21 protein-coding genes are annotated in these 18,757 nt (G+C 66.9%); 7 read left to right on the forward strand and 14 right to left on the reverse strand.

Annotated features, from left to right (window positions below):
• Window positions 1–41: 41 nt before the first annotated feature.
• Window positions 42–527: a flavin reductase family protein gene (locus ACWW1C_RS01665; protein ID WP_455981811.1), complete on the forward strand. Its 486-nt coding sequence runs from the start codon at window positions 42–44 to the stop codon at window positions 525–527.
• A 1-nt stretch (window position 528) separates the two neighbouring features.
• Here the strand turns inward: ACWW1C_RS01665 and ACWW1C_RS01670 are convergent, their stop codons facing one another.
• The 5 genes from ACWW1C_RS01670 to ACWW1C_RS01690 all read right to left on the reverse strand — a co-directional run bounded on the left by ACWW1C_RS01670 (window position 529) and on the right by ACWW1C_RS01690 (window position 4,672).
• Entirely contained in the window at window positions 529–690 is a 162-nt protein-coding gene (locus tag ACWW1C_RS01670; protein ID WP_455981812.1) for a hypothetical protein, read from the reverse strand.
• 50 nt (window positions 691–740) lie between these two features.
• Window positions 741–1,493, reverse strand: coding sequence for a succinate dehydrogenase/fumarate reductase iron-sulfur subunit (locus ACWW1C_RS01675; protein ID WP_155900521.1), 753 nt, complete (start codon window positions 1,491–1,493; stop codon window positions 741–743).
• Window positions 1,494–1,495: 2 nt separating this feature from the next.
• Window positions 1,496–3,400, reverse strand: a complete 1,905-nt coding sequence (locus ACWW1C_RS01680; protein ID WP_455981813.1) for a fumarate reductase/succinate dehydrogenase flavoprotein subunit — start codon at window positions 3,398–3,400, stop codon at window positions 1,496–1,498.
• Window positions 3,401–3,462: 62 nt separating this feature from the next.
• A complete protein-coding gene (locus tag ACWW1C_RS01685) occupies window positions 3,463–4,290 on the reverse strand; it encodes a hypothetical protein (RefSeq protein WP_455981814.1) in 828 nt (275 codons plus the stop codon).
• Between the two features lie 94 nt (window positions 4,291–4,384).
• A complete protein-coding gene (locus ACWW1C_RS01690; protein ID WP_455981815.1) occupies window positions 4,385–4,672 on the reverse strand; it encodes a hypothetical protein in 288 nt (95 codons plus the stop codon).
• Between the two features lie 145 nt (window positions 4,673–4,817).
• Between ACWW1C_RS01690 and ACWW1C_RS01695 the strand changes: the two genes are divergently transcribed.
• The 4 genes from ACWW1C_RS01695 (at window position 4,818) to nirD (ending at window position 9,027) form a co-directional block, all read left to right on the forward strand.
• The gene (locus ACWW1C_RS01695) at window positions 4,818–5,576 is read left to right on the forward strand and encodes an isocitrate lyase/PEP mutase family protein (RefSeq protein WP_455981816.1); all 759 of its coding nucleotides are present in this window, start codon (window positions 4,818–4,820) and stop codon (window positions 5,574–5,576) included.
• Entirely contained in the window at window positions 5,573–5,980 is a 408-nt protein-coding gene (locus tag ACWW1C_RS01700; RefSeq protein ID WP_455981817.1) for a hypothetical protein, read from the forward strand. Before ACWW1C_RS01695 ends, ACWW1C_RS01700 begins: the two co-directional genes overlap by 4 nt.
• 127 nt (window positions 5,981–6,107) lie before the next feature.
• Window positions 6,108–8,624 carry a nitrite reductase large subunit NirB gene (gene nirB, locus ACWW1C_RS01705; RefSeq protein ID WP_455981818.1) on the forward strand — a complete coding sequence of 839 codons (2,517 nt, stop codon included), beginning with the start codon at window positions 6,108–6,110 and terminating at the stop codon, window positions 8,622–8,624.
• A 13-nt stretch (window positions 8,625–8,637) separates the two neighbouring features.
• A complete protein-coding gene (gene nirD, locus ACWW1C_RS01710) occupies window positions 8,638–9,027 on the forward strand; it encodes a nitrite reductase small subunit NirD (protein ID WP_133763513.1) in 390 nt (129 codons plus the stop codon).
• Between the two features lie 11 nt (window positions 9,028–9,038).
• Here nirD and ACWW1C_RS01715 read toward each other — a convergent pair whose 3' ends face one another.
• The 8 genes from ACWW1C_RS01715 to ACWW1C_RS01750 all read right to left on the reverse strand — a co-directional run bounded on the left by ACWW1C_RS01715 (window position 9,039) and on the right by ACWW1C_RS01750 (window position 15,894).
• Window positions 9,039–9,851 (reverse strand): hypothetical protein, encoded by an 813-nt coding sequence (locus ACWW1C_RS01715; RefSeq protein WP_455981819.1) that lies wholly within the window; start codon window positions 9,849–9,851, stop codon window positions 9,039–9,041.
• A gap of 64 nt (window positions 9,852–9,915) precedes the next feature.
• Window positions 9,916–10,599 (reverse strand): sirohydrochlorin chelatase, encoded by a 684-nt coding sequence (locus tag ACWW1C_RS01720; protein WP_455981820.1) that lies wholly within the window; start codon window positions 10,597–10,599, stop codon window positions 9,916–9,918.
• Window positions 10,596–11,744, reverse strand: a complete 1,149-nt coding sequence (locus ACWW1C_RS01725; protein WP_455981821.1) for a uroporphyrinogen-III synthase — start codon at window positions 11,742–11,744, stop codon at window positions 10,596–10,598. The genes ACWW1C_RS01720 and ACWW1C_RS01725 overlap by 4 nt, the downstream gene beginning before the upstream one ends.
• A gap of 137 nt (window positions 11,745–11,881) precedes the next feature.
• Window positions 11,882–12,466, reverse strand: coding sequence for a GNAT family N-acetyltransferase (locus ACWW1C_RS01730; RefSeq protein ID WP_455981822.1), 585 nt, complete (start codon window positions 12,464–12,466; stop codon window positions 11,882–11,884).
• Window positions 12,467–12,515: 49 nt separating this feature from the next.
• A complete protein-coding gene (locus ACWW1C_RS01735) occupies window positions 12,516–13,409 on the reverse strand; it encodes a 5-oxoprolinase/urea amidolyase family protein (RefSeq protein WP_455981823.1) in 894 nt (297 codons plus the stop codon).
• A 25-nt stretch (window positions 13,410–13,434) separates the two neighbouring features.
• Entirely contained in the window at window positions 13,435–14,106 is a 672-nt protein-coding gene (locus ACWW1C_RS01740; RefSeq protein ID WP_455981824.1) for a 5-oxoprolinase subunit B family protein, read from the reverse strand.
• A 74-nt stretch (window positions 14,107–14,180) separates the two neighbouring features.
• Window positions 14,181–14,876, reverse strand: coding sequence for a queuosine precursor transporter (locus ACWW1C_RS01745; RefSeq protein ID WP_455981825.1), 696 nt, complete (start codon window positions 14,874–14,876; stop codon window positions 14,181–14,183).
• Window positions 14,877–14,904: 28 nt separating this feature from the next.
• Window positions 14,905–15,894: an ABC transporter substrate-binding protein gene (locus ACWW1C_RS01750; RefSeq protein WP_455981826.1), complete on the reverse strand. Its 990-nt coding sequence runs from the start codon at window positions 15,892–15,894 to the stop codon at window positions 14,905–14,907.
• A gap of 477 nt (window positions 15,895–16,371) precedes the next feature.
• Here ACWW1C_RS01750 and ACWW1C_RS01755 point away from each other — a divergent pair, with 477 nt between their 5' ends.
• Both ACWW1C_RS01755 and ACWW1C_RS01760 read left to right on the forward strand, forming a co-directional pair.
• Window positions 16,372–17,052 (forward strand): hypothetical protein, encoded by a 681-nt coding sequence (locus ACWW1C_RS01755; RefSeq protein ID WP_455981827.1) that lies wholly within the window; start codon window positions 16,372–16,374, stop codon window positions 17,050–17,052.
• Window positions 17,053–17,215: 163 nt separating this feature from the next.
• Window positions 17,216–17,632, forward strand: a complete 417-nt coding sequence (locus ACWW1C_RS01760) for a DUF732 domain-containing protein (RefSeq protein ID WP_455981828.1) — start codon at window positions 17,216–17,218, stop codon at window positions 17,630–17,632.
• A gap of 13 nt (window positions 17,633–17,645) precedes the next feature.
• On the opposite strand, the gene ACWW1C_RS01765 is transcribed toward ACWW1C_RS01760, so the two are convergent.
• Complete coding sequence (locus ACWW1C_RS01765) at window positions 17,646–18,704, reverse strand: patatin-like phospholipase family protein (RefSeq protein WP_455981829.1); 1,059 nt, start codon at window positions 18,702–18,704, stop codon at window positions 17,646–17,648.
• Window positions 18,705–18,757: the final 53 nt, after the last annotated feature.

The following is an 18,757-nucleotide window of genomic DNA, read 5'->3' on the forward strand; positions in this document are numbered from 1 at the left end:
CTCGGGTGCGTCGGGGAGCGCCGTGTGAAGATGGACGGACTATGAGCTCTACAGATCTCAGTCCGGCGTCCCTGCGCGCGGCGTTCGGCCACTTCCCGACGGGCGTCGTCGCCATCGCAGCCCACATCGAGGGCGAAAAGGTCGGCCTTGCCGCCAGCACCTTCGTGCCGGTTTCCCTGGAGCCGCCGCTGGTGTCGTTCTGCGTGCAGAACACCTCGACCACCTGGCCGAAGCTCCAGGACCTGCCGGCCCTGGGCATCAGCGTCCTCGGCCAGCAGCATGACGCCGCGGCGCGCACCCTGGCAGCCAAGACCGGCGACCGCTTCGCGGGCATGGAGACCGAAGCCCGAGACAACGGCGCGCTGTTCATCCACGGCACCAGCGTGTGGCTGGAGACGTCGATCGATCAATTGGTTCCCGCCGGCGATCACACCATCGTGGTCTTGGCGATCAGCGACATCGTCATCAACCCCGACGTCGAGCCGATGGTCTTCCACCGCAGCGAATTCCGCCGCCTGGAGGCCTGAGCTAAGGCTTGGCGGCCAGTTCCTGGCGGTACCCGGCCACTCGCCTCTCGAGCTCGGCGGCGTCGTCGGGCCGGCCTTCCTTACGGGCCAGTTCGGCGCGTAAGGAGAGTTCGCGGATCGCGGTCCGAATGTCGTTGACGCTGTGCGTTTCTGATTGGCCCATCTGGCTGCCTTTCGTCACGGATTGGCTGCCCCTCCGAGCCTACGCCGAAACTATCTGCGGAAGAGTTTGTTCCCCAGCCAGACGATCGGGTCGTATTTGCGGTCGGCGACGCGCTCCTTCATCGGGATCAGCGCGTTGTCGGTGATCTTGATGTGCTCGGGGCAGACCTCGGTGCAGCACTTCGTGATGTTGCAGTAACCAAGGCCGAACTCGTCCTGCGCCATGTCCTTGCGGTCCAGGGTGTCGAGCGGGTGCATGTCGAGCTCGGCCACCCGCATCAGGAAGCGCGGACCGGCGAACGCCTGCTTGTTCTCCTCGTGGTCACGCACCACGTGGCAGGTGTTCTGGCACAGGAAGCACTCGATGCACTTGCGGAACTCCTGCGAGCGCTCGACATCCTCCTGCTGCATCCGGTACTCGCCGGGCTTGAGGTCCTTCGGCGGCGCGAAAGACGGGATTTGCCGCGCCTTTTCGTAGTTGAACGACACGTCGGTCACCAGGTCGCGGATGATCGGGAACGCCCGCAGTGGGGTGATGGTGACGGTCTCGGCCGGATCGAACGTCGACATCCGGGTCATGCACATCAGCCGGGGACGGCCGTTGACCTCCGCCGAACACGAGCCGCACTTGCCGGCCTTGCAGTTCCACCGCACCGCCAGGTCCGGGGCCTGCGTGGCCTGGATGCGGTGGATGATGTCGAGCACGACCTCACCGTCGTTGACCTCGACCTTGAAGTCGTCGAGACCGCCGCCGGTGTCGTCGCCGCGCCAGACCCGCAGATTGGCTTGGTAGCTGTTGCTCATGGCTAGCTCCGTTCCGGATGGGCGGCCAGTTCGGCGTCGGTGTAGTACTTCTCCAGCTCGGACAGCTCGAAGCAGCCGAGCAGCTCGGCGGGCATTGGCACCTGCTGTTCCGGGGTGACCGTCACGTCGGGGACGATCGGATCGCCGCCACCGGCGCTGCACACCAGCAGGATGTTGCGCCAGTCGGCGTTCATCTCCGGGTAGTCGTCGCGGGTGTGACCGCCGCGGCTCTCGGTACGGGCCAGCGCCGCCTTGGCCACGCACTCGCTGACCAGCAGCATGTTCCGCATGTCGATCGCGAGGTGCCACCCGGGATTGAACTGCCGGTGCCCCTCGACGGTGATGTTGTGCATGCGGCGCTTCAGATCGTCGAGCTTGCCCAGCGCCTGCTCGATCTCTTCCTTGGTGCGGATGATGCCGACCAGGTCGTTCATCGCCTGCTGAAGCTCGGTGTGCAGGGTGTACGGGTTCTCCGCGCCGACGTGCTCGTCGAACGGTTCCAGCGCTTCCCGCGCCGCGGTGGCGAGGGCGCTGTCGGAAACGGTCGGCCGTCCGGGGAGCGCCTTCACGTACTGCGCCGCCCCGAGGCCGGCCCGCCGGCCGAACACCAGCAGGTCGCTGAGCGAGTTGCCGCCCAGCCGGTTGGAGCCGTGCATACCGCCTGAGCACTCGCCGGCCGCGAACAGGCCGGGCGTCCGGGCCGCGCCGGTGTCGGGATCGACCTCGATGCCACCCATGACGTAGTGGCAGGTCGGGCCGACCTCCATCTCGTCCTTGGTGATGTCGACCTCGGCCAGCTCCATGAACTGGTGGTACATCGACGGCAGGCGCTTCTTGATCTCCTCGGTGGGGATACGCGAAGCGATGTCGAGGTAGACGCCGCCGTGCGGGGTACCGCGACCGGCCTTGACCTCGGAGTTGATGGCGCGGGCCACCTCGTCGCGCGGCAGCAGGTCAGGGGTGCGGCGGGCGGAGTCGTTGTCCTTGAGCCACTGGTCGGCTTCTTCCTCGGTTTCGGCGTACTGGCCCTTGAACACCGAGGGGATGTAGTCGAACATGAAGCGCTTGCCCTCGGAGTTCTTCAGCACGCCGCCGTCGCCGCGCACACCCTCGGTGACCAAAATGCCCTTGACCGAGGGGGGCCAGACCATGCCCGTCGGGTGGAACTGGATGAACTCCATGTTGATCAGCGTCGCGCCGGCCCGCAGCGCCAGGGCGTGCCCGTCGCCGGTGTACTCCCAGGAGTTCGACGACACCTTGAACGACTTGCCGATACCGCCGGTGGCCAGCACCACCGCGGGCGCCTCGAACAGCACGAACCGGCCCGACTCGCGCCAGTAGCCGAACGCGCCGGCGATGCGGTCACCGTCCTTCACCAGCTCGGTGATGGTGCACTCATGAAAGACCTTGATCCGGGCCTCGTAATCACCGGTCTCGGCGAAATCCTCCTGCTGCAGCGAGACGATCTTCTGCTGCATGGTGCGGATGATCTCGAGGCCGGTGCGGTCGCCGACGTGCGCGAGCCTCGGGTAGGTGTGGCCACCGAAGTTGCGCTGGCTGATGCGGCCGTCCTTGGTGCGGTCGAACAGGGCGCCGTAGGTCTCGAGCTCCCAGACGCGGTCCGGTGCTTCGCGGGCGTGCAGCTCGGCCATGCGCCAGTTGTTCAGGAACTTGCCGCCGCGCATGGTGTCGCCGAAGTGGATCTGCCAGCTGTCCTTCGAGTTGGCGTTGCGCATCGAGGCGGCGCAGCCACCCTCGGCCATCACGGTGTGGGCCTTGCCGAACAGCGACTTACACACCACCGCGACCCGAAGACCCTGCTCGCGGGCCTCGATGACCGCACGCAACCCCGCCCCGCCGGCTCCGATTACGACGACGTCGTACTCGTGCCGTTCGAGTTCAGCCATGAAATAACTCCAAATTGTCGTGAATAGTGTTGAAAATCAAGGGATCTTGTCGCCGACGAAACTCAACCGACGAAGCGCAGGTCGCTGAACCACCCGGCCGACACGGCCATCACGTAGAAGTCCGTGAACATCAGGGTTCCCAGGGTGATCCACGCGTACAGCTTGTGCCGGGTGTTGAGCTTGCTGACCTGGGTCCAGATCCAGTAGCGCACAGGGTGTTTCGAGAAGTGCTTGAGCCGGCCCCCGGTGACGTGCCGGCACGAGTGGCAGGACACCGTGTAGACCCACAGCATGATGACGTTGCCCAGCAGGATGATGTTGCCGAGCCCGAAACCGAAACCGCTGGGCGAGTGGAACGCGACGATCGCGTCGTAGGTGTTGATCAGCGAGATGATGACCGCGATGTAGAAGAAGTAGCGGTGGGTGTTCTGGATGATCAGCGGGAGCCGCGTCTCACCGGTGTACTTGGCGTGCGGTTCCGCGACGGCGCAGGCCGTCGGGGACTGCCACACCGTGCGGTAGTAGGCGCCGCGGTAGTAGTAGCAGGTCAGCCGGAACAGCAGCAGGAACGGCAGGGACAGGGCCGCGTAGGGAATCAGCGAGAAGAGCCCGTCGGCCGGCAGGATCTGTGGCCAGAACTCGCTGGCCGCACCGCAGTTGACGCTCAGACACGGTGAGTAGAACGGCGTCAGGTAGTGGTAGTCCGCGACGTAGAAGTGGTCCCGCTGGAAGGCGCGCACCGTCGCGTAGATGACGAACGCGGCGAAACCCAGGTCGATGAGGATCGGGGATTTGAGCCAGTTGTCGGTCCGCAGCGTGCGCTGCGGTATCTGCGCACGCGTGGGGGAGAAGACGCCGGTCCCGGGACGGTTGGCGGCGGGTGCGCTCACGAAGAAAGCCTCGATTCCATTGGGGACAGGGTCTGACTGTGAAGTTGTGGGACGGGCCGGCGATGGGCACGACGGACCGTCGTGCCCATGTCGGTCAGCCGCCTACGCCACCGTCGTGGTCGTTCCAGAATTCGCTGGAGTAGTCGTGGTCGGGGATCACGATCTTTTCCTTGGCAGGGCCTTGTTGCTTGATGCCGCGGCTGAATTCCAGTTCTTCGATGTCGATGTCCAGGCGCTCGACGTCGACGGCCAGGCGCTCGGCGTCATTCGCGATGCGGCGAGTGGCGGGGGAGTCTCCGTATTTGGCGGCCAGCGAGCTGACGGACCGACGCAAACTGCCGATCAAATCGTGCAGTTCGGTGAGCTCAGTAGTGGTGGACATCATGCGACCTCCTTGGGCTGAAGGGTGTCATAAATCACATTACGACACCGGATGCTAGTCAGATCCGGAGATGAAAGTGAGACAGGTCACGTTTGTCGGCCCGGTGTCGGCAAGTCCGGGCAGTGGCTGTCGGTACGGTATGACCATGTCCGACGCGGTCCTGGCGCAGCGCGCCGAAGCACTATTGGCCCTGCACCAGCCGGGAAATCCGGTCGTCCTCCCGACGGTGTGGGACGCGTGGTCGGCGAAGCTGGCGGTGTCCGCCGGATTCGCCGCGCTGACGGTCGGCAGCCATCCGGTCGCTGACTCCGTGGGCAAGCCCGACGGTGAAGGCATGTCGTTCGAAGACCTCACCACGCGCGTCGCCCAGATCACCTCGGCAGTCGAGGTGCCGGTGTCCGTCGACATCGAATCCGGCTACGGCGAGGACCCGGGCCGCCTCATCTCCGGCCTCCTGGCCGCGGGCGCGGTGGGCCTGAACATCGAGGACACCGTGCACAAGGACGGCGGCCGCATCCGCGATGCCCAGGAGCACGCCGACCTGGTCGGTGAATTGCGCAGGGCGGCAGACGCTTCCGGTGTACACGTCGTCATCAATGCGCGCACCGACCTCTTCCTGCGCCAGATCGGCGACGAGGCCGACCGATACGACCGCGCCGTGGAGCGGTTGAAGCTGTGCGCAGCGGCCGGTGCGGACTCCCTGTACCCGGTGGGCCGCCACGACGACGACACCCTGCGCCGGTTGGCCGCCGACCTGCCGTTGCCCATCAACGCCATCGCGATCCCCGAGTCCGACGATCCCGCATCCTTCGGCCCGTTGGGCGTCGGCCGCATCAGCTTCGGGCCGTTCCTCCAGCGCGCACTGGCCACGGCGGCCGCGGATATTCTGGCGCGGTGGCAGTGAGCGACCCCGAAAACGAGCGCGGCGCCGACGAAAATCACGGGTTGTGGTGGGCCGCCGGTGTTGCCGCCGCCGTGCTGTTGATCATCCTGATTTACCAGGTGATTCAGACTTCCGAGGACTCTGAGACACCGCCCGGCCCGGTCGGTGAACCCACGGTGCTGACGACGCATCCGACCACCACCAAGCGGACGACGACCCGGACCACGACCACGACCACCACGACAACGACGACGGAAAGCACGTCGGAGACGTCGACGACGGATGAGACGACGACCTCGTCCACCAGCAGCACCTACACGCCGTCGAGCACCTCCGGTTACGGGACCTATCCCACGACCACCACGACGACGATCTACAACCCGTACACCACGGCAAGCCCCACCCCGCCCGCCGGCGTCGGATAGCCTTCCGCAGGCCTGTGATCGGGGCCACTCACTTCACGGGCGTTTGCCGCGGGCTGTGAGAAGAGCGTGACGGTCGATTCACACGCGGCAACATAATCCGCAATATCGGCTCCCTACCTTTTGGTGCATGGACGCGAAGAACCTTGTGGTCGTAGGCCACGGAATGGTCGGGCACCGCTTGGTCGAGGCGCTGCGCTCGCGGGATGCCGCGGGCCAATGGCGCATCACCGTGCTGTCCGAGGAAGCGGATGCCGCCTATGACCGGGTGGGGCTCACGGGTTACACCGAGCACTGGGACCGGTCGAAGCTGGCGTTGCCGGGCAACGGATATGACGGCGACGGGCTGGTGGACCTGGTCCTGGCCGACAAGGTCGGCGGCATCGACCGCGCCGCCAAGACGGTGGTGACCGAGTCGGGCCGCGGCATCGCGTACGACAAGCTGGTATTGGCCACGGGCTCTTACGCTTTCGTGCCGCCCGTGCCCGGTCACCAGCTCGACGGCTGCTACGTCTACCGCACGCTGGACGATCTGGACGGCATCCGCGCCGCCATGACGCGGTCGGCCGAACACGGCAACAACACCGGTGTGGTCATCGGTGGTGGTCTGCTCGGTCTGGAAGCGGCGAATGCGTTGCGCCAGTTCGGAATGCAGGCCCACATCGTCGAGCGGGCACCCCGTCCGATGAACCAGCAGCTCGACGACGCCGGCGGCGCGCTGCTGGCCCGCATGATCGGCAAGCTGGGCATCTCGGTGCACCTGGACGTCGGCACCGACGCCATCGAGTCGCTGGACGAGGGCGTGCGCGTGCTGCTCAGCGACGGCACCCTGATCGACGCCGGTCTGGTCATCTTTGCCGCCGGTGTGCGTCCGCGCGACGAGCTGGCCCGCGAGGCCGGTCTGGAGCTCGCCGAGCGTGGCGGCGTCCTGACCGACTTGTCCTGTGCGACCAGCGATCCTGACATCTACGCCATCGGTGAGGTGGCCGCTGTCGAGGGCCGGTGCTACGGCCTGGTCGGTCCCGGTTACACCACCGCCGAGGTGGTCGCCGACCGGCTACTCGGTGGCGCCGCGGAATTCCCCGAGGCCGATATGTCGACCAAGCTGAAGCTGCTCGGCGTCGACGTCGCGAGTTTCGGTGATGCGCAGGGCGTTACGCCCGACTGCCTGCAGGTCGTGGTCAATGACCCGGTGAAGCAGACCTACGCCAAGCTGGTGTTGTCCGACGACGCCCAGACCCTGCTGGGCGGCATTCTGGTCGGCGACGCGTCGGCGTACGGCGTGCTCCGTCCGATGGTCGGTGAGACGCTGCCCGGCGATCCGCTGGCGCTGATCGCGCCGGCCGGATCCGGTGAGGGCGCAAGTGCTCTCGGGGTCGGTGCCCTGCCGGACGCCGCGCAGATCTGCTCGTGCAACAACGTCACCAAGGGCGACCTGTGCAGCGCGATCGAGGGCGGGTGCTCCGACGTGCCGGGCCTGAAGGCCTGCACCAAGGCCGGCACCTCGTGTGGCTCTTGCGTGCCGCTGCTCAAGCAGCTGCTGGAAGCTCAGGGTGTCGAGCAGTCCAAGGCGCTGTGCGAGCACTTCCCGCAGTCGCGGGCCGAGATGTTCGAGATCATCTCGGCCACCTCGATCCGTACCTTCTCCGGGCTGATCGCCAAGTTCGGCACCGGAAAGGGTTGCGACATCTGCAAACCCGCGGTCGCCTCGATTCTGGCGTCGACCAGCAGCGGTCACATCCTCGACGGCGAACAGGCCGCTCTGCAGGACTCCAACGACCACTTCCTGGCCAACATCCAGAAGAACGGCAGCTACTCGGTCGTCCCACGGGTACCGGGTGGCGACATCACCCCGGAGCAGCTGATCCTGATCGGTGAGATCGCCAGGGACTTCGGGCTTTACACAAAGATCACCGGTGGTCAGCGGATCGACATGTTCGGTGCCCGCGTGGACCAGTTGCCGGAAATCTGGCGGCGCCTGGTCGACGGCGGCATGGAGTCCGGGCAGGCGTACGGCAAGTCCCTGCGTACCGTCAAGAGCTGCGTCGGTAGCGACTGGTGCCGGTACGGGCAGCAGGATTCGGTGCAGATGGCCATCGACCTCGAGCTGCGCTACCGCGGACTGCGGTCGCCGCACAAGATCAAGATGGGCGTGTCGGGCTGTGCCCGGGAATGCGCCGAGGCCCGCGGCAAGGACGTCGGCGTCATCGCGACCGAGACCGGCTGGAACCTGTACGTCGGCGGCAACGGCGGTATGACGCCCGCCCACGCGCAGCTGCTGGCCGGCGATCTCGACGACGAGACGCTGATCCGCTACATCGACCGGTTCCTGATGTTCTACATCCGCACCGCCGATCGGCTGCAGCGCACCGCGCCGTGGGTCGACCAGATGGGGCTGGACCACGTCCGTGACGTCGTGTGCGACGACTCTCTCGGTCTGGCAAGCGAATTCGAGGCCGCCATGGAACGGCACGTCGACGGCTACTCCTGCGAGTGGAAGGGCGTGCTGGACGACCGCGCGAAGCTGTCGCAGTTCGTCTCGTTCGTCAACGCGCCCGATGTCGCCGACCCGACCATCGAATTCACCGAACGCAACGGTCGCAAGGTGCCGATCGGCATGCCCACCGTCCCGCCCGCCAAGAGCTGATCAGGAGAACCCGATGACTCTCAACGACCTTTCCGAAGTTGCTCAGTACCAGGACCGTTCGGAGTGGACCGCGGTCTGCTCCTACCACCGGCTGGTGCCGGGGCGCGGGGCCGGAGTGCTGCTGCCCGACGGCACACAGGCGGCGCTGTTCCGCCTGCACGACGGATCGCTGTACGCCGTCGGCAACATCGACCCGTTCTCCGGTGCGGCCGTCATGTCACGGGGTCTCGTCGGTGACCGCGCCGGCCGGGCGTGTGTGCAGAGCCCCATCAAGAAGCAGGCTTTCGCCCTGGACGACGGTGTCTGCCTTGATGATCCCTCGGTGAGCCTGCCCGTCTACCCGATCCGGGTGTGGGCCGGGCTGGTCGAGATCGGCCCGCTCGGAGTCGACGTAGCTGCTTGAGCCAACACTCATCAGCGGGTGCAGCTGTTGTCCTCGATGGTCTGCATCACCCAGTAGGTCGCGAACTCGACGATCAGGGCGATCTCCGCAATCAGCACGGCGTGGTTGAAGCCGTCCAGCGTCAGGTGCAGGACGACAGCGGTCACCAGGGTGCCGGCCATCAGGAGTGAGATCGTCTGGTATCCGCCGCGGTAACGGCTCCCACAGGCCGGGGCGGTACCGAAGGCGGAGCTGAACACCGTCAACACGATGGCGCCGAACATTGCCGCCGCGGCAATGCCGTGGGCATTGATCCGAAACCAGTCCGGCGACGCGACGAGCACCACGACACCGGTCCCGAGCACCGCGCGCTGCAGCCACACCGCTGCGATGCCCAGCACGGTGGTGGGCCGGGAGGGCCGGAACAGCAACCATGACGCGACGCGCGAGCCGGCGAGCACCACCGTGACCGTCCAGGCGTTGAACAGTACGGCCGCCCCCGCTTTGACGGCTACGGGATCAGCTGTGCCGCACTGCAGTACGGGTCGCGTCGTGGGGACGACAGCAATCACGAAGGCCAGCACGCCGGCCAGATTCAGCAGCGTGTTCTCGGTGTCGCTGGCCCCCTGATACACGATGAGCATGGCGCCGATCGCGAACAGCGCACCGACGAAGACGGCATGTGCGGTGGTGAAGTAGTAGGCGCTGATCGAGGTCTGCCAGCACGTGGCATGCGCGCGCTCGACGACCAGTGCCGCGCCCAGCAGGACGGCCATGACCACCATGCCACCGCGGAGGAACCGGTAGGTGTCCAGCGCTACGTCGTTGCCCGTCCGCTTGGCCATGCCTCCAGTATGGGCTGGAATATCCCCCACAACTGGGCGGTACCCACCCAGCTCGGCGGGAAACCTAAGCAGCCAGCGACAAGCGGGCCGTGCGGAACCGGTGGGCCACCAGCTTGGCGACGCCCGGGTGCCGGCCCAGCGGGTCCGTCACCACGTCGGCGCCGCACGTGTACAGCCGGTCCTGAAAGAGTCCGTCGGCCAACAGGTATGACGCCACGGCGACGCGCTCGGCGCCGCGCTTCCGCAGCCGCGCCACCACGTCGCCGACCCAGTGCGTGCCGCTGATCGCGAAGGCGAGCTCGACCCGGCTGCCCAGCGTCGCCGACAGCATGGCGCAGGTCCGGCGCAGGTCACTGGCAGCGCGCGGGTCGGAAGTTCCGGCGGCGGCCAGCACCACGGAATCCGATGGACGCCAGCCTGATTCGATCAGCCGGTCGGCCAATACCCGGACCATCGCGGTCGAGGGTCCGAGCGCCGGCGTCACGGTGACGTCGCGATGGCCGCTCTCCGCGATGCCCTCCGGGATGTCCTTGTGCACGTGGTACCCCGACGACAGGAACGCCGGAACGACGACCGCCGGGCCGGGCGGCAGGCCTGACAGCACCTCGGCCGGCGTGGGTCCGAGGACGTCGACGAATGCGGTGTGCACCCGGCGGCCCAGCAGTCCACTGACCTGCTCGGCCAGATCGCCGATCATCGCGACGCCCGAGCCCTTACGGGTGCCGTGGGCGACCAGGACGGGGTTCACGACGCACCCACCGAGTAGTCGTCGACCGCCAGACGGTAGCCGCGCTTCACGACGGTCGCGACGATTTCCTTGTCGCCCAAGGTGGTTCGCAGACGCAGCACCGCGGTCTCGACGGCGTGGGTGTCCGAACCGCTGCCCGGCAACGCGGCGAGCAGTTCCTGCCGGGACACCACGGCGCCGGGCCGCAATGCCAGCGCGCGGACGATGGACATCCCGGCCGGCGACAGGTCGCGAACCACACCGTCGACGACGACGCAGGTGCCCCGGATCTCGAGGTCGTGTCCAGCGGCCCGCAGCTTCCGCGTCTGCAGCACCGGCAGTTCGTCGGCGATGTGCCGGGCCAGTGCGCCCAGGCGCATTCGCTCGGGAGCGGAGGTCGGCACGCCGAGCCGGGCCAGCGGCCGGGCCGTCACCGGTCCGACGCACATGGCGTGCACCTGGGTCCGAAACGCTTCCAGCACTTGATCATTGATGCCGAGCTCGGTCGCGCGCATCAGGGTCGCGGCAACCGCGGGGGCCGAGGTGAAGCTGACGGCGTCGAGCCGGCGTTCGGCGATGTCGCCCACCAACGAGTCAAACGCGCCACCGGGCGGCACCGGTTGCCAGCGGTACACCCTGATGGGGACGACGTCGGCGCCGGCGCGGCGCAGCTCGTCGAGAAACTCGGGGAAGGGGTCCCACTCATCGGTGGCGCCGTGCAACTGAACGGCGATCCGCAGGCCCGAGATACCGCCCTGCAGCAGGTAGCCCAGCACCTCGCGCGACGACTCGGACTCCGGTGACCATTCCTCGGGCAGCCCGGCGGCGCGCAGCGCACCGGTGGCCTTGGGACCGCGGGAGACGATCCGGGCGCGACCGAGGGCATCGGTCAGTTCGCCGGAAATCCCCCAGTCGTCGGCGGCGGACATCCAGCCGCGGAAACCGATGCCGGTCGTCGCGATCAGCACGTCGGGCGGCACATCCAGCAGCGCCCGCGTGTTGTTGCGCAACTCGTCGTCGTCGGGCAGCGGCACCATCGAGATGGCGGGGGCGGCGATCACCGTCGCGCCGCGGCGGCGCAGCAGGGTGCACAGCTCATCGGCACGTCGTGCGGAGGTCACCGCCACCCGAAATCCGGTGAGCGGGGCCCGTTCGGGATCACTCATGCGTCTAGTGAACGGACAACGTGTTTCCGGCCGGTTACTCGGCCATTGCTCAGCGGTGTCGCCAGGGCGGAATGGGTGACGTTTGCGTCACATGCGAGGCTGAGCTGGGAATTTGTCTGCGAAAACCTCACAAGGCCTCACCAGACGTCGCCCTCGCGCCAGTCACAGGTGATGTCGGCCGTGGTATCGACCTCGACCGAGACCGGCAACACGAACAGCGAATGATCGTCTTCGGGCGTGCGATCGAGGCCGGCCGGCGCCAGCACCGACGTCGTGCCGCGCCACGGCTGCCAGCCGCGCGCCGTGTAGATCGGACGTCCCGCGTCGGAGGAGCTGAGCGCCCCGATCTCGTAGGCGCCCCGGATCACCTGCTCGACGGCGTCCAAGACCGCGGTGGCCAGGCCTTGGCCGCGCCAGTCCTCGCGGACCGCAACGGCCTCGACGTAACCGCACCGCAGTGCGGTCTTGCCGTAGAGGAGCCGGCGCTGGACGACCGCGCCGTGCGCGATGATCGCGCCGTGGTGGCAGATCAGTGCGTGCATGCCACCGAGGGAGTGCTCCCAGTCGGCTTCAGAAAAGGAACTGGTCAACTCGTCCGCATTCCTATACGCCTCGATGACCATCTGCCGCGCACCTTCGCGGGTCTCGGCATCGAGATCAGCGGTGTGGACCAACCGCGCCGTGTGAACGTTGTGTACGCGGGACAGATCCGTGGGGTGCACCCCCTCGTTCTACCAGGATTGCCCAGTGCGCGCTGGTGCCTGCGCGGGTTCAGGCGCCGAACGGTTGACGCGGCCTGGACCAGTGCATGCGCACGTGCTGGCCGGGCCGGATCTGGCCCACCTTGTCGATGTCGTGGTCGGCGACGACGCCGATCACCGGGTACCCGCCGGTGACCGGGTGGTCGGGGCCGAGGATCACCGGTAAACCGTTGGGCGGCACCTGAATCGCACCTCGCGTCGCACCTTCGCTCGACAGCTGGCGATCCGGCCAGCGGTGCTGCAGCGGCCGGCCGCTCAGCCGCATCCCCACCCGGTCGCTTTGATCGGTGACGACCCACTCCGTGTGCACCAGGGCATCGGGGTCGACGAACCAGTCGTCGCGCGGACCGGGGACCACCAGCAGTTCGAGAAGGTCGTCGGCGATGGCGGCCACCGGCGCCTGGTCGAGTTCGGGGAACTCGGCGGTGTGTTCGCCGATGGTCAGCATGTCGCCCGGCTGCAGTGGCCGCGGGCCGATGGCCGACATGACGTCGTAGCTGCGGGAGCCGAGCACGGGGTCGACGACGAAGCCGCCGCGGACCGCGAAATAGCTGCGCAGCCCGGTGTGCGGCGCGCCCAGGGAGATCACCTCTCCGTCGTGCGCGTAGTGAATGCTGTTGGTGCCGAACGGCATTCCGTTCGCGGAGGGATCGGCGTCCGCGCCGGTGACGGCCACCGCGACGCCTTCTTTTCCGCCGCCGTGCAGGCGGGCGGAGAAGCCGCCGAACGTCACCTCGATGGTCGCCCGGTCGTTCGGGTTGGCCACCAGCCGGTTGGCCAGCGTGTGTGAGCGACGGTCGGCGGCGCCTGAGCGGCTCACGCCCATGTGGGCCAGGCCGGGGCGGCCCAGGTCCTCGACCAGCGCGAGTGGACCGGTCTTGAGGATTTCGAGTGTCGCGGTCATAGCTTCGCCTTTCCGTCCCTGCCGACTAACCGATTGCCCGGAACTGCACGCACATGCCGGGTGCCAGCAACGCTGGTTGCTCTCGCTCGATGTCCCACAACTCGGCGTCTGTCCGGCCGATCAACTGCCAGCCGCCCGGGGTCTCCCGCGGGTAGACGCCGGCGAACTCTCCGGCCAGCGCGACCGAGCCGGCGGGCACTCGCGTGCGCGGCTCGCTGCGCCGCGGCACCTGCAATCGCTCGTCGCCACCCACCAGGTAGGCGAAGCCCGGCGTGAAGCCACCGAACGCGACCCGCCACAGTGACCCGGTGTGGGCGGCGACCACCTCGTCCGGGGCCAGCCCGGTCAGCTTGGCGACCTCGTCGAGGTCCGTGCCGTCGTACACGACGTCGATGATCACGTCGGGCTGCGTCGATGTGCCGGCTTCGGAGGGCCCGGACTCCATGGGGTGGAGCTTGGACAACCGCTGTGCGGTGGGAATCTGATATCGCGGTGCGGCGAGCTTGACCAGGATGGTCCGCGACGCCGGCACGATGTCGAGGACACCCGGCAAACCCGCTGCGTGCAGCGTGTCGGTCCACGCCAGCACCTCGGCGGTGCTGTTGAATTCCAGTAGCAGGGCTTGGTCGCCGTAGTTGCGGACGGTGCCGAGCGTCAACGGCGCCACGGCGCTCACAGTTTCTTGTGTGACGGTCATCACTCGAAGCTACCCGCGAGTAGCTGTCGTGTCCGCATTCTTTAGCGCCTCGCCAGAGGAGCCTTAGCGATCACTCAGACGGCGAAATCGTAGGTCGGTTCGTGCCGCTTGATGTAGCTGATCACCCGGTACGTCACCGGCAGGAAGATGACCTCGACGGCAGTCTTGTACAGCCAGCCCTGGCCGGTGTAGACGGCGAAGTCGTGGAAGGTGCTGATGCCGATGGCATTGGCGGCGATGGCGCAGAACACCAGGGTGTCACCGAGTTGCCCGGCGAAGGTCGAGCCGACCAGTCGCGCCCACAGGTGCTTCTCCTTGGTGCGTTCCTTGATGGCCACCACGACCCACGCGTTGATGGTCTGCCCGACGATGAAGCCGGCCAGCCCCGCGATGATCAGCTGCGTATAGGAGTGCACGACGTTCTCGAAGTGCGCCTGGTTCGGGTAGAAGTCGGCGGCAGGTAGGTAGATCGTCGCCCAGAATGACAGTGCCGCAAGGATGTTCATGGCGAAACCCAGGTAGATCGCCCGTCGTGCGGCCTTGAAGCCGTACACCTCGGACAGCACGTCGCCGATGATGTAGGTGAGGGGGAAGACGATGAAGCCGCCGTCGGTGATGATCGGGCCGAATGCCACGCCCTTGGTGGCGGTGACGTTGGAGATGATCACCAGGGCCGTGAACACCGCGATCAGGATCGGATAGTAGGCCGATCCGACCTGCGCGAAGCGGGCGTGCTGTTCGGGGCGCTCGGTGCCGGTCACGCCGATCATCTTGGCAGGCAGGGCGGCGAGTGCAACCTCAGGCCGGCGCGGCGGCCAGCAGGGGCGGCAGTTGATCGGCGACCGCCGGGTACGACAGCACCGAGGCGAACGTGATGGCCGCGGACAGATCTCTGTTGGGAAAGACGATGCGATTGGCTTTTGCCTGGCTGAGTTGCGCGACCGTCGGGTCGGCCAGCACCGCGGGCCGCTGTTCGTCGGCATCGAGTGTCCAGATCAGCACATCCGCGCCGCGGAACGCCGTGGCCATCTGGTCGCGCGGCACGAAGGCATGTTGTCCCTTGGTGAAGGAGTCCAGCCCGTCCGGGACGGCGATGCCCATCTCGCCCAGGAAATCGGTGCGCCAGCCGGCCGGTGTGATCTCGACCCCGTCCGCGTTGGGAAGGCCGTTGACGATCAACATCTTTCGGCCGGCGAGTCTCGGGTTCGCCTTGCCCGCGCCGGCGAACTTCGCGTCGACGCCGTCGATGAGCCGCTTCATGTCGTCGGCCTTGAAGACTGCCTGTCCGATGACGGTGGCCTGGTCTTTCCACGGTTCGAAGAACGCGTCCTGGCCGGACTGGGCGACGGTCGGGGCGATCTCCGACAGCTTCTTGTAGGTGTCGGCGTCCAACCCGGCGTTGGTCGCGATGATGAGGTCGGGCTTCAGCGCGGAGATCTTGTCGACCTGGATGCCGTCGTTGAGATTCAGGACGGCCGGCTGGGCCGGGCCGAGCGCGGGCTGGGCCCACGGCCACACCGCGAAGGGTGGATTGCCGAACCACTCGGTCACGGCGATCGGCACCACGCCCACGGCCAGCAGTTCGTCCTGCCCGGTGAGGCCGGCAGACACCACGCGCTTCGGTTGCGCCGGAATCTTCGTCGACCCGAATGCGTGCGTGATGGTGACCGATCCGTCGCCGGCGACGGTGCCCGAAGCCGGCGGCTTGGTGCATGCGGCGACCACGGCGGCGCCGGTGGCACCGGCGGCCAGTGCCAGGAAGCTGCGGCGCGAGCGGAGGGGGTGCACGTCGTGAGTCTTTCACCTACCCCGGGGAATGGCTCCGCTAACACGCGAAAGCAGTCAGGGCCCGTCCTGGGCGAAGGGCTGCGGCGGCATTTGCGCGCGCGTCATTGCTCGAGTTTGCCGGCCACGTAAATATCGTTGGCGGGCAGCGCGTGGGAAGATTGGAAGCGTCAAGCATACCTTAGGTATGTAATTTGTTCGATTATTAGCTGACTGCCAGGACGTCACCAACTGGCCGAGTTTTGCCAACCACGCGCTTACGACCTGCGCCAGCCGTCAAATTGCTGGTTAATAGGCATGCCGAGCCCATGTTTCCCGTGGGTCACATGGTCCGTGCGTTACCTGTGAGTCGAGTGTTGTTGTTAGCGAGAACTGTGCGATGTCAGTCGTTTGACGTATCGCCGGACGCCCTGTGACCGTGCTCTAATTGGGGTGGACGTCGTTCTTTGACGGACAACGTGGGTTTGCTGGGAGGCGGCTATGGCGATGGATTCCGATGCGGTGCGCAGTCCACGGCGACATAGTCGGACCGAGGCCGGACCTGTGCGCCAGGGACTGGCCTCGAAGCGGCCGGAGCGCGTCGTCACGCGGCACATCCCCGAACTGCTCGTTGGTCTGCGGTGGCTGTTCGACACGGCCCAACCTGACGGCGCCGTGGTGAGTGCGGGCGGCCAGGTCGTGCGATCCGGCCGGCGGACTTTACGGTTCCGGCCGGTGGACTGGCAGGGCCACGCGGTGATCGAAATCGTCGGCCCCGCCGCGCCTGGCGACCCGTCGCCACGAGCCGAGTTGGAGGCGTACGCCCAGGCGCTTGATGACATGGGCGAAGACGTGGTGGCCAGCTGGATCGGGCGCCGAGGCCAGGTGCGCAGCATCGCATTGGCCCGCCCCGTGCATCCGACCCTCCGCGCCGCGGTCGATCGGTATGTGGCCGGGTGCCCAGAGCATCCCGGTCGGCAATGTGCGTGCGGCCGCCGGGCCCGCGACTGCAGCGTGTCGCTGCGCGCGGTTGAGCGGGCGATCGGCCGTCACCAAATCGAATTCGACGCGCTTGCGGGGCCGTGGCCCGATGCGCTGGATCCGTCCGGAGAATTGGGCGTGATCGCCGCCGGAATGGTGCCGCAACTCAGCGAGCAGAGGGTGGCCGGAAACGCCGTTTGACCGTTTCGCGGGTATCACCGCGATAAGTCGTGCAAGTTTCATTTCCCGTTCGGTTATCGCTATGCCCGAACAATCTTTATTATTCCGTTACGGACACTGCGGGGGCGGTGCCGGAATTAATTGACGGAAGCGTCTCATATGACGGTCGGGAGGTGTCGTTGCGATGACTGCGCGTGTGATCACCGGTCAGCTGCTGGCGGCTCTGGCGGTGGCTGCTCTCGGCATTTCAGCCCCCGCCTCGGCTGATGCCGGAACAGGCCAGATGGCGGCCTGCGCCGAACGAGGCAACCCGCTCGACTGCGTACCGACGAACGCCGCGGCCAATGCCGCAGAACTCGCCTATCTGACCGAGCTGCACGGCCGGCTGCAGGTGAGTGATGCTGACCTGCTCAAAACCGGGCGTCTGACCTGCAACATGTTCGTTTACGCCGGTCAGCCGACGGGCGATGCCGTGAACGATATTTCGAGATCGCTGAAAGTGAACAAGCCGTCCGCCACTTTCGTCATGGATATGGCGATGGTGCATCTGTGCCCCGGCCTGAACATCGGCGCCGACGGAGTGCCCCGCCCCCGCTATTAACACGCGAGTGAATTCACGCTGAACCCGCGTGAAATCGATGTAGGTAAGCCGGCCAGTCCCACGTATTCAGGAATTCCTTTGCGGCGGAGTATCCGTTGTCATAGAGCCGCCGCCGATCCGCGCGGGAAATGTCGAAATTCAGGTAGCCGATGCCGGCCGCGTCGACCACTATCGTTCGGGCCGCGACGGAGGGCTGGCGGAGATAGGTCTGGTCATGACCGAGCAGTGCGGTGTTGATGAGGTTCTCCAAGAGCCGCGGAGCTCCAGGTAGATCGACGACCGGTGCCAGGCCCGGACCCGGGTCGCCGTCGCCCTGCGCGGCGCGCTGGGCCGTCACGGTGATGCCGAAGCTGGGCCAGCGCGGGACCTTTCCGTCGGTGCGATCCAGTGAGTACATCGGAAAGTTCGACAGCAGTCCGCCGTCGATCAGCGTCGACGTCGTGCCCGAGCCGCTCGTGATCGTCACCGGACGAAAGAAGAACGGGATCGCCATGGATGCACTCACCGCATCCGCGACGGACTGTTCGTCGGGATCGAGGCCGTACATCCGGCGGTAGTCCCACGGCAGCCGGACCAGCGTGCCGCGGGTGATGTCGGCGACCGTGACGACCAGGCGGTAGCGCTGCTCGGGCGGCAGCTCGCGGTCGTCGAGCGCCAGATCGCCGAATGTCCGTACGCCCAGATTCCGCAGCTCGCCGTCAACCCAGTCGTGAATGGCGTCGCCCCGATACATCCCCTGGCCGCGGAAGGCGGTCCAGTACTTGCCGAGCACCGGGATTCGGCTGGTGCCAACGGGATCCAGGAACTTGCGATAGGGCAGCGACATCGCCAGCTCCTGGAGTTGGTCGCCGCTGAGCTGGCAGCCGGCCGGCTGATGACGGTTCGCGGCGGCGATCACAGCGCCCACCAGGGACCCGGCCGACGTCCCGGATACTCGGCCGACGCGATAGCCCGCGTCACCGAGCGCGACGACAGAGCCGACCAATCCGATTGCCTTGACGCCGCCACCGGACAACACCAGGTCGGCGGTCTTGACCGGGACCGCGGGGGAGTCGTCAGGCCTGTGAACCATTGCTGACGATGCTAGGTCACCGACCACGGTGCGCCTTGGACGGCAACGGACCG

The organism is Mycobacterium sp. HM-7 (genome assembly GCF_053852335.1).

Coding starts and splice junctions, on each gene's coding strand:
- ACWW1C_RS01665 (WP_455981811.1), top strand. CDS start 42: ATGAGCTCTACAGATCTCAGTCCGGCGTCCCTGCGCGCGGCGTTCGGC.
- ACWW1C_RS01670 (WP_455981812.1), bottom strand. CDS start 690: ATGGGCCAATCAGAAACGCACAGCGTCAACGACATTCGGACCGCGATC.
- ACWW1C_RS01675 (WP_155900521.1), bottom strand. CDS start 1,493: ATGAGCAACAGCTACCAAGCCAATCTGCGGGTCTGGCGCGGCGACGAC.
- ACWW1C_RS01680 (WP_455981813.1), bottom strand. CDS start 3,400: ATGGCTGAACTCGAACGGCACGAGTACGACGTCGTCGTAATCGGAGCC.
- ACWW1C_RS01690 (WP_455981815.1), bottom strand. CDS start 4,672: ATGTCCACCACTACTGAGCTCACCGAACTGCACGATTTGATCGGCAGT.
- ACWW1C_RS01695 (WP_455981816.1), top strand. CDS start 4,818: ATGTCCGACGCGGTCCTGGCGCAGCGCGCCGAAGCACTATTGGCCCTG.
- nirB (WP_455981818.1), top strand. CDS start 6,108: ATGGACGCGAAGAACCTTGTGGTCGTAGGCCACGGAATGGTCGGGCAC.
- nirD (WP_133763513.1), top strand. CDS start 8,638: ATGACTCTCAACGACCTTTCCGAAGTTGCTCAGTACCAGGACCGTTCG.
- ACWW1C_RS01715 (WP_455981819.1), bottom strand. CDS start 9,851: ATGGCCAAGCGGACGGGCAACGACGTAGCGCTGGACACCTACCGGTTC.
- ACWW1C_RS01725 (WP_455981821.1), bottom strand. CDS start 11,744: ATGAGTGATCCCGAACGGGCCCCGCTCACCGGATTTCGGGTGGCGGTG.
- ACWW1C_RS01735 (WP_455981823.1), bottom strand. CDS start 13,409: ATGACCGCGACACTCGAAATCCTCAAGACCGGTCCACTCGCGCTGGTC.
- ACWW1C_RS01740 (WP_455981824.1), bottom strand. CDS start 14,106: ATGACCGTCACACAAGAAACTGTGAGCGCCGTGGCGCCGTTGACGCTC.
- ACWW1C_RS01745 (WP_455981825.1), bottom strand. CDS start 14,876: ATGATCGGCGTGACCGGCACCGAGCGCCCCGAACAGCACGCCCGCTTC.
- ACWW1C_RS01755 (WP_455981827.1), top strand. CDS start 16,372: ATGGCGATGGATTCCGATGCGGTGCGCAGTCCACGGCGACATAGTCGG.
- ACWW1C_RS01760 (WP_455981828.1), top strand. CDS start 17,216: ATGACTGCGCGTGTGATCACCGGTCAGCTGCTGGCGGCTCTGGCGGTG.
- ACWW1C_RS01765 (WP_455981829.1), bottom strand. CDS start 18,704: ATGGTTCACAGGCCTGACGACTCCCCCGCGGTCCCGGTCAAGACCGCC.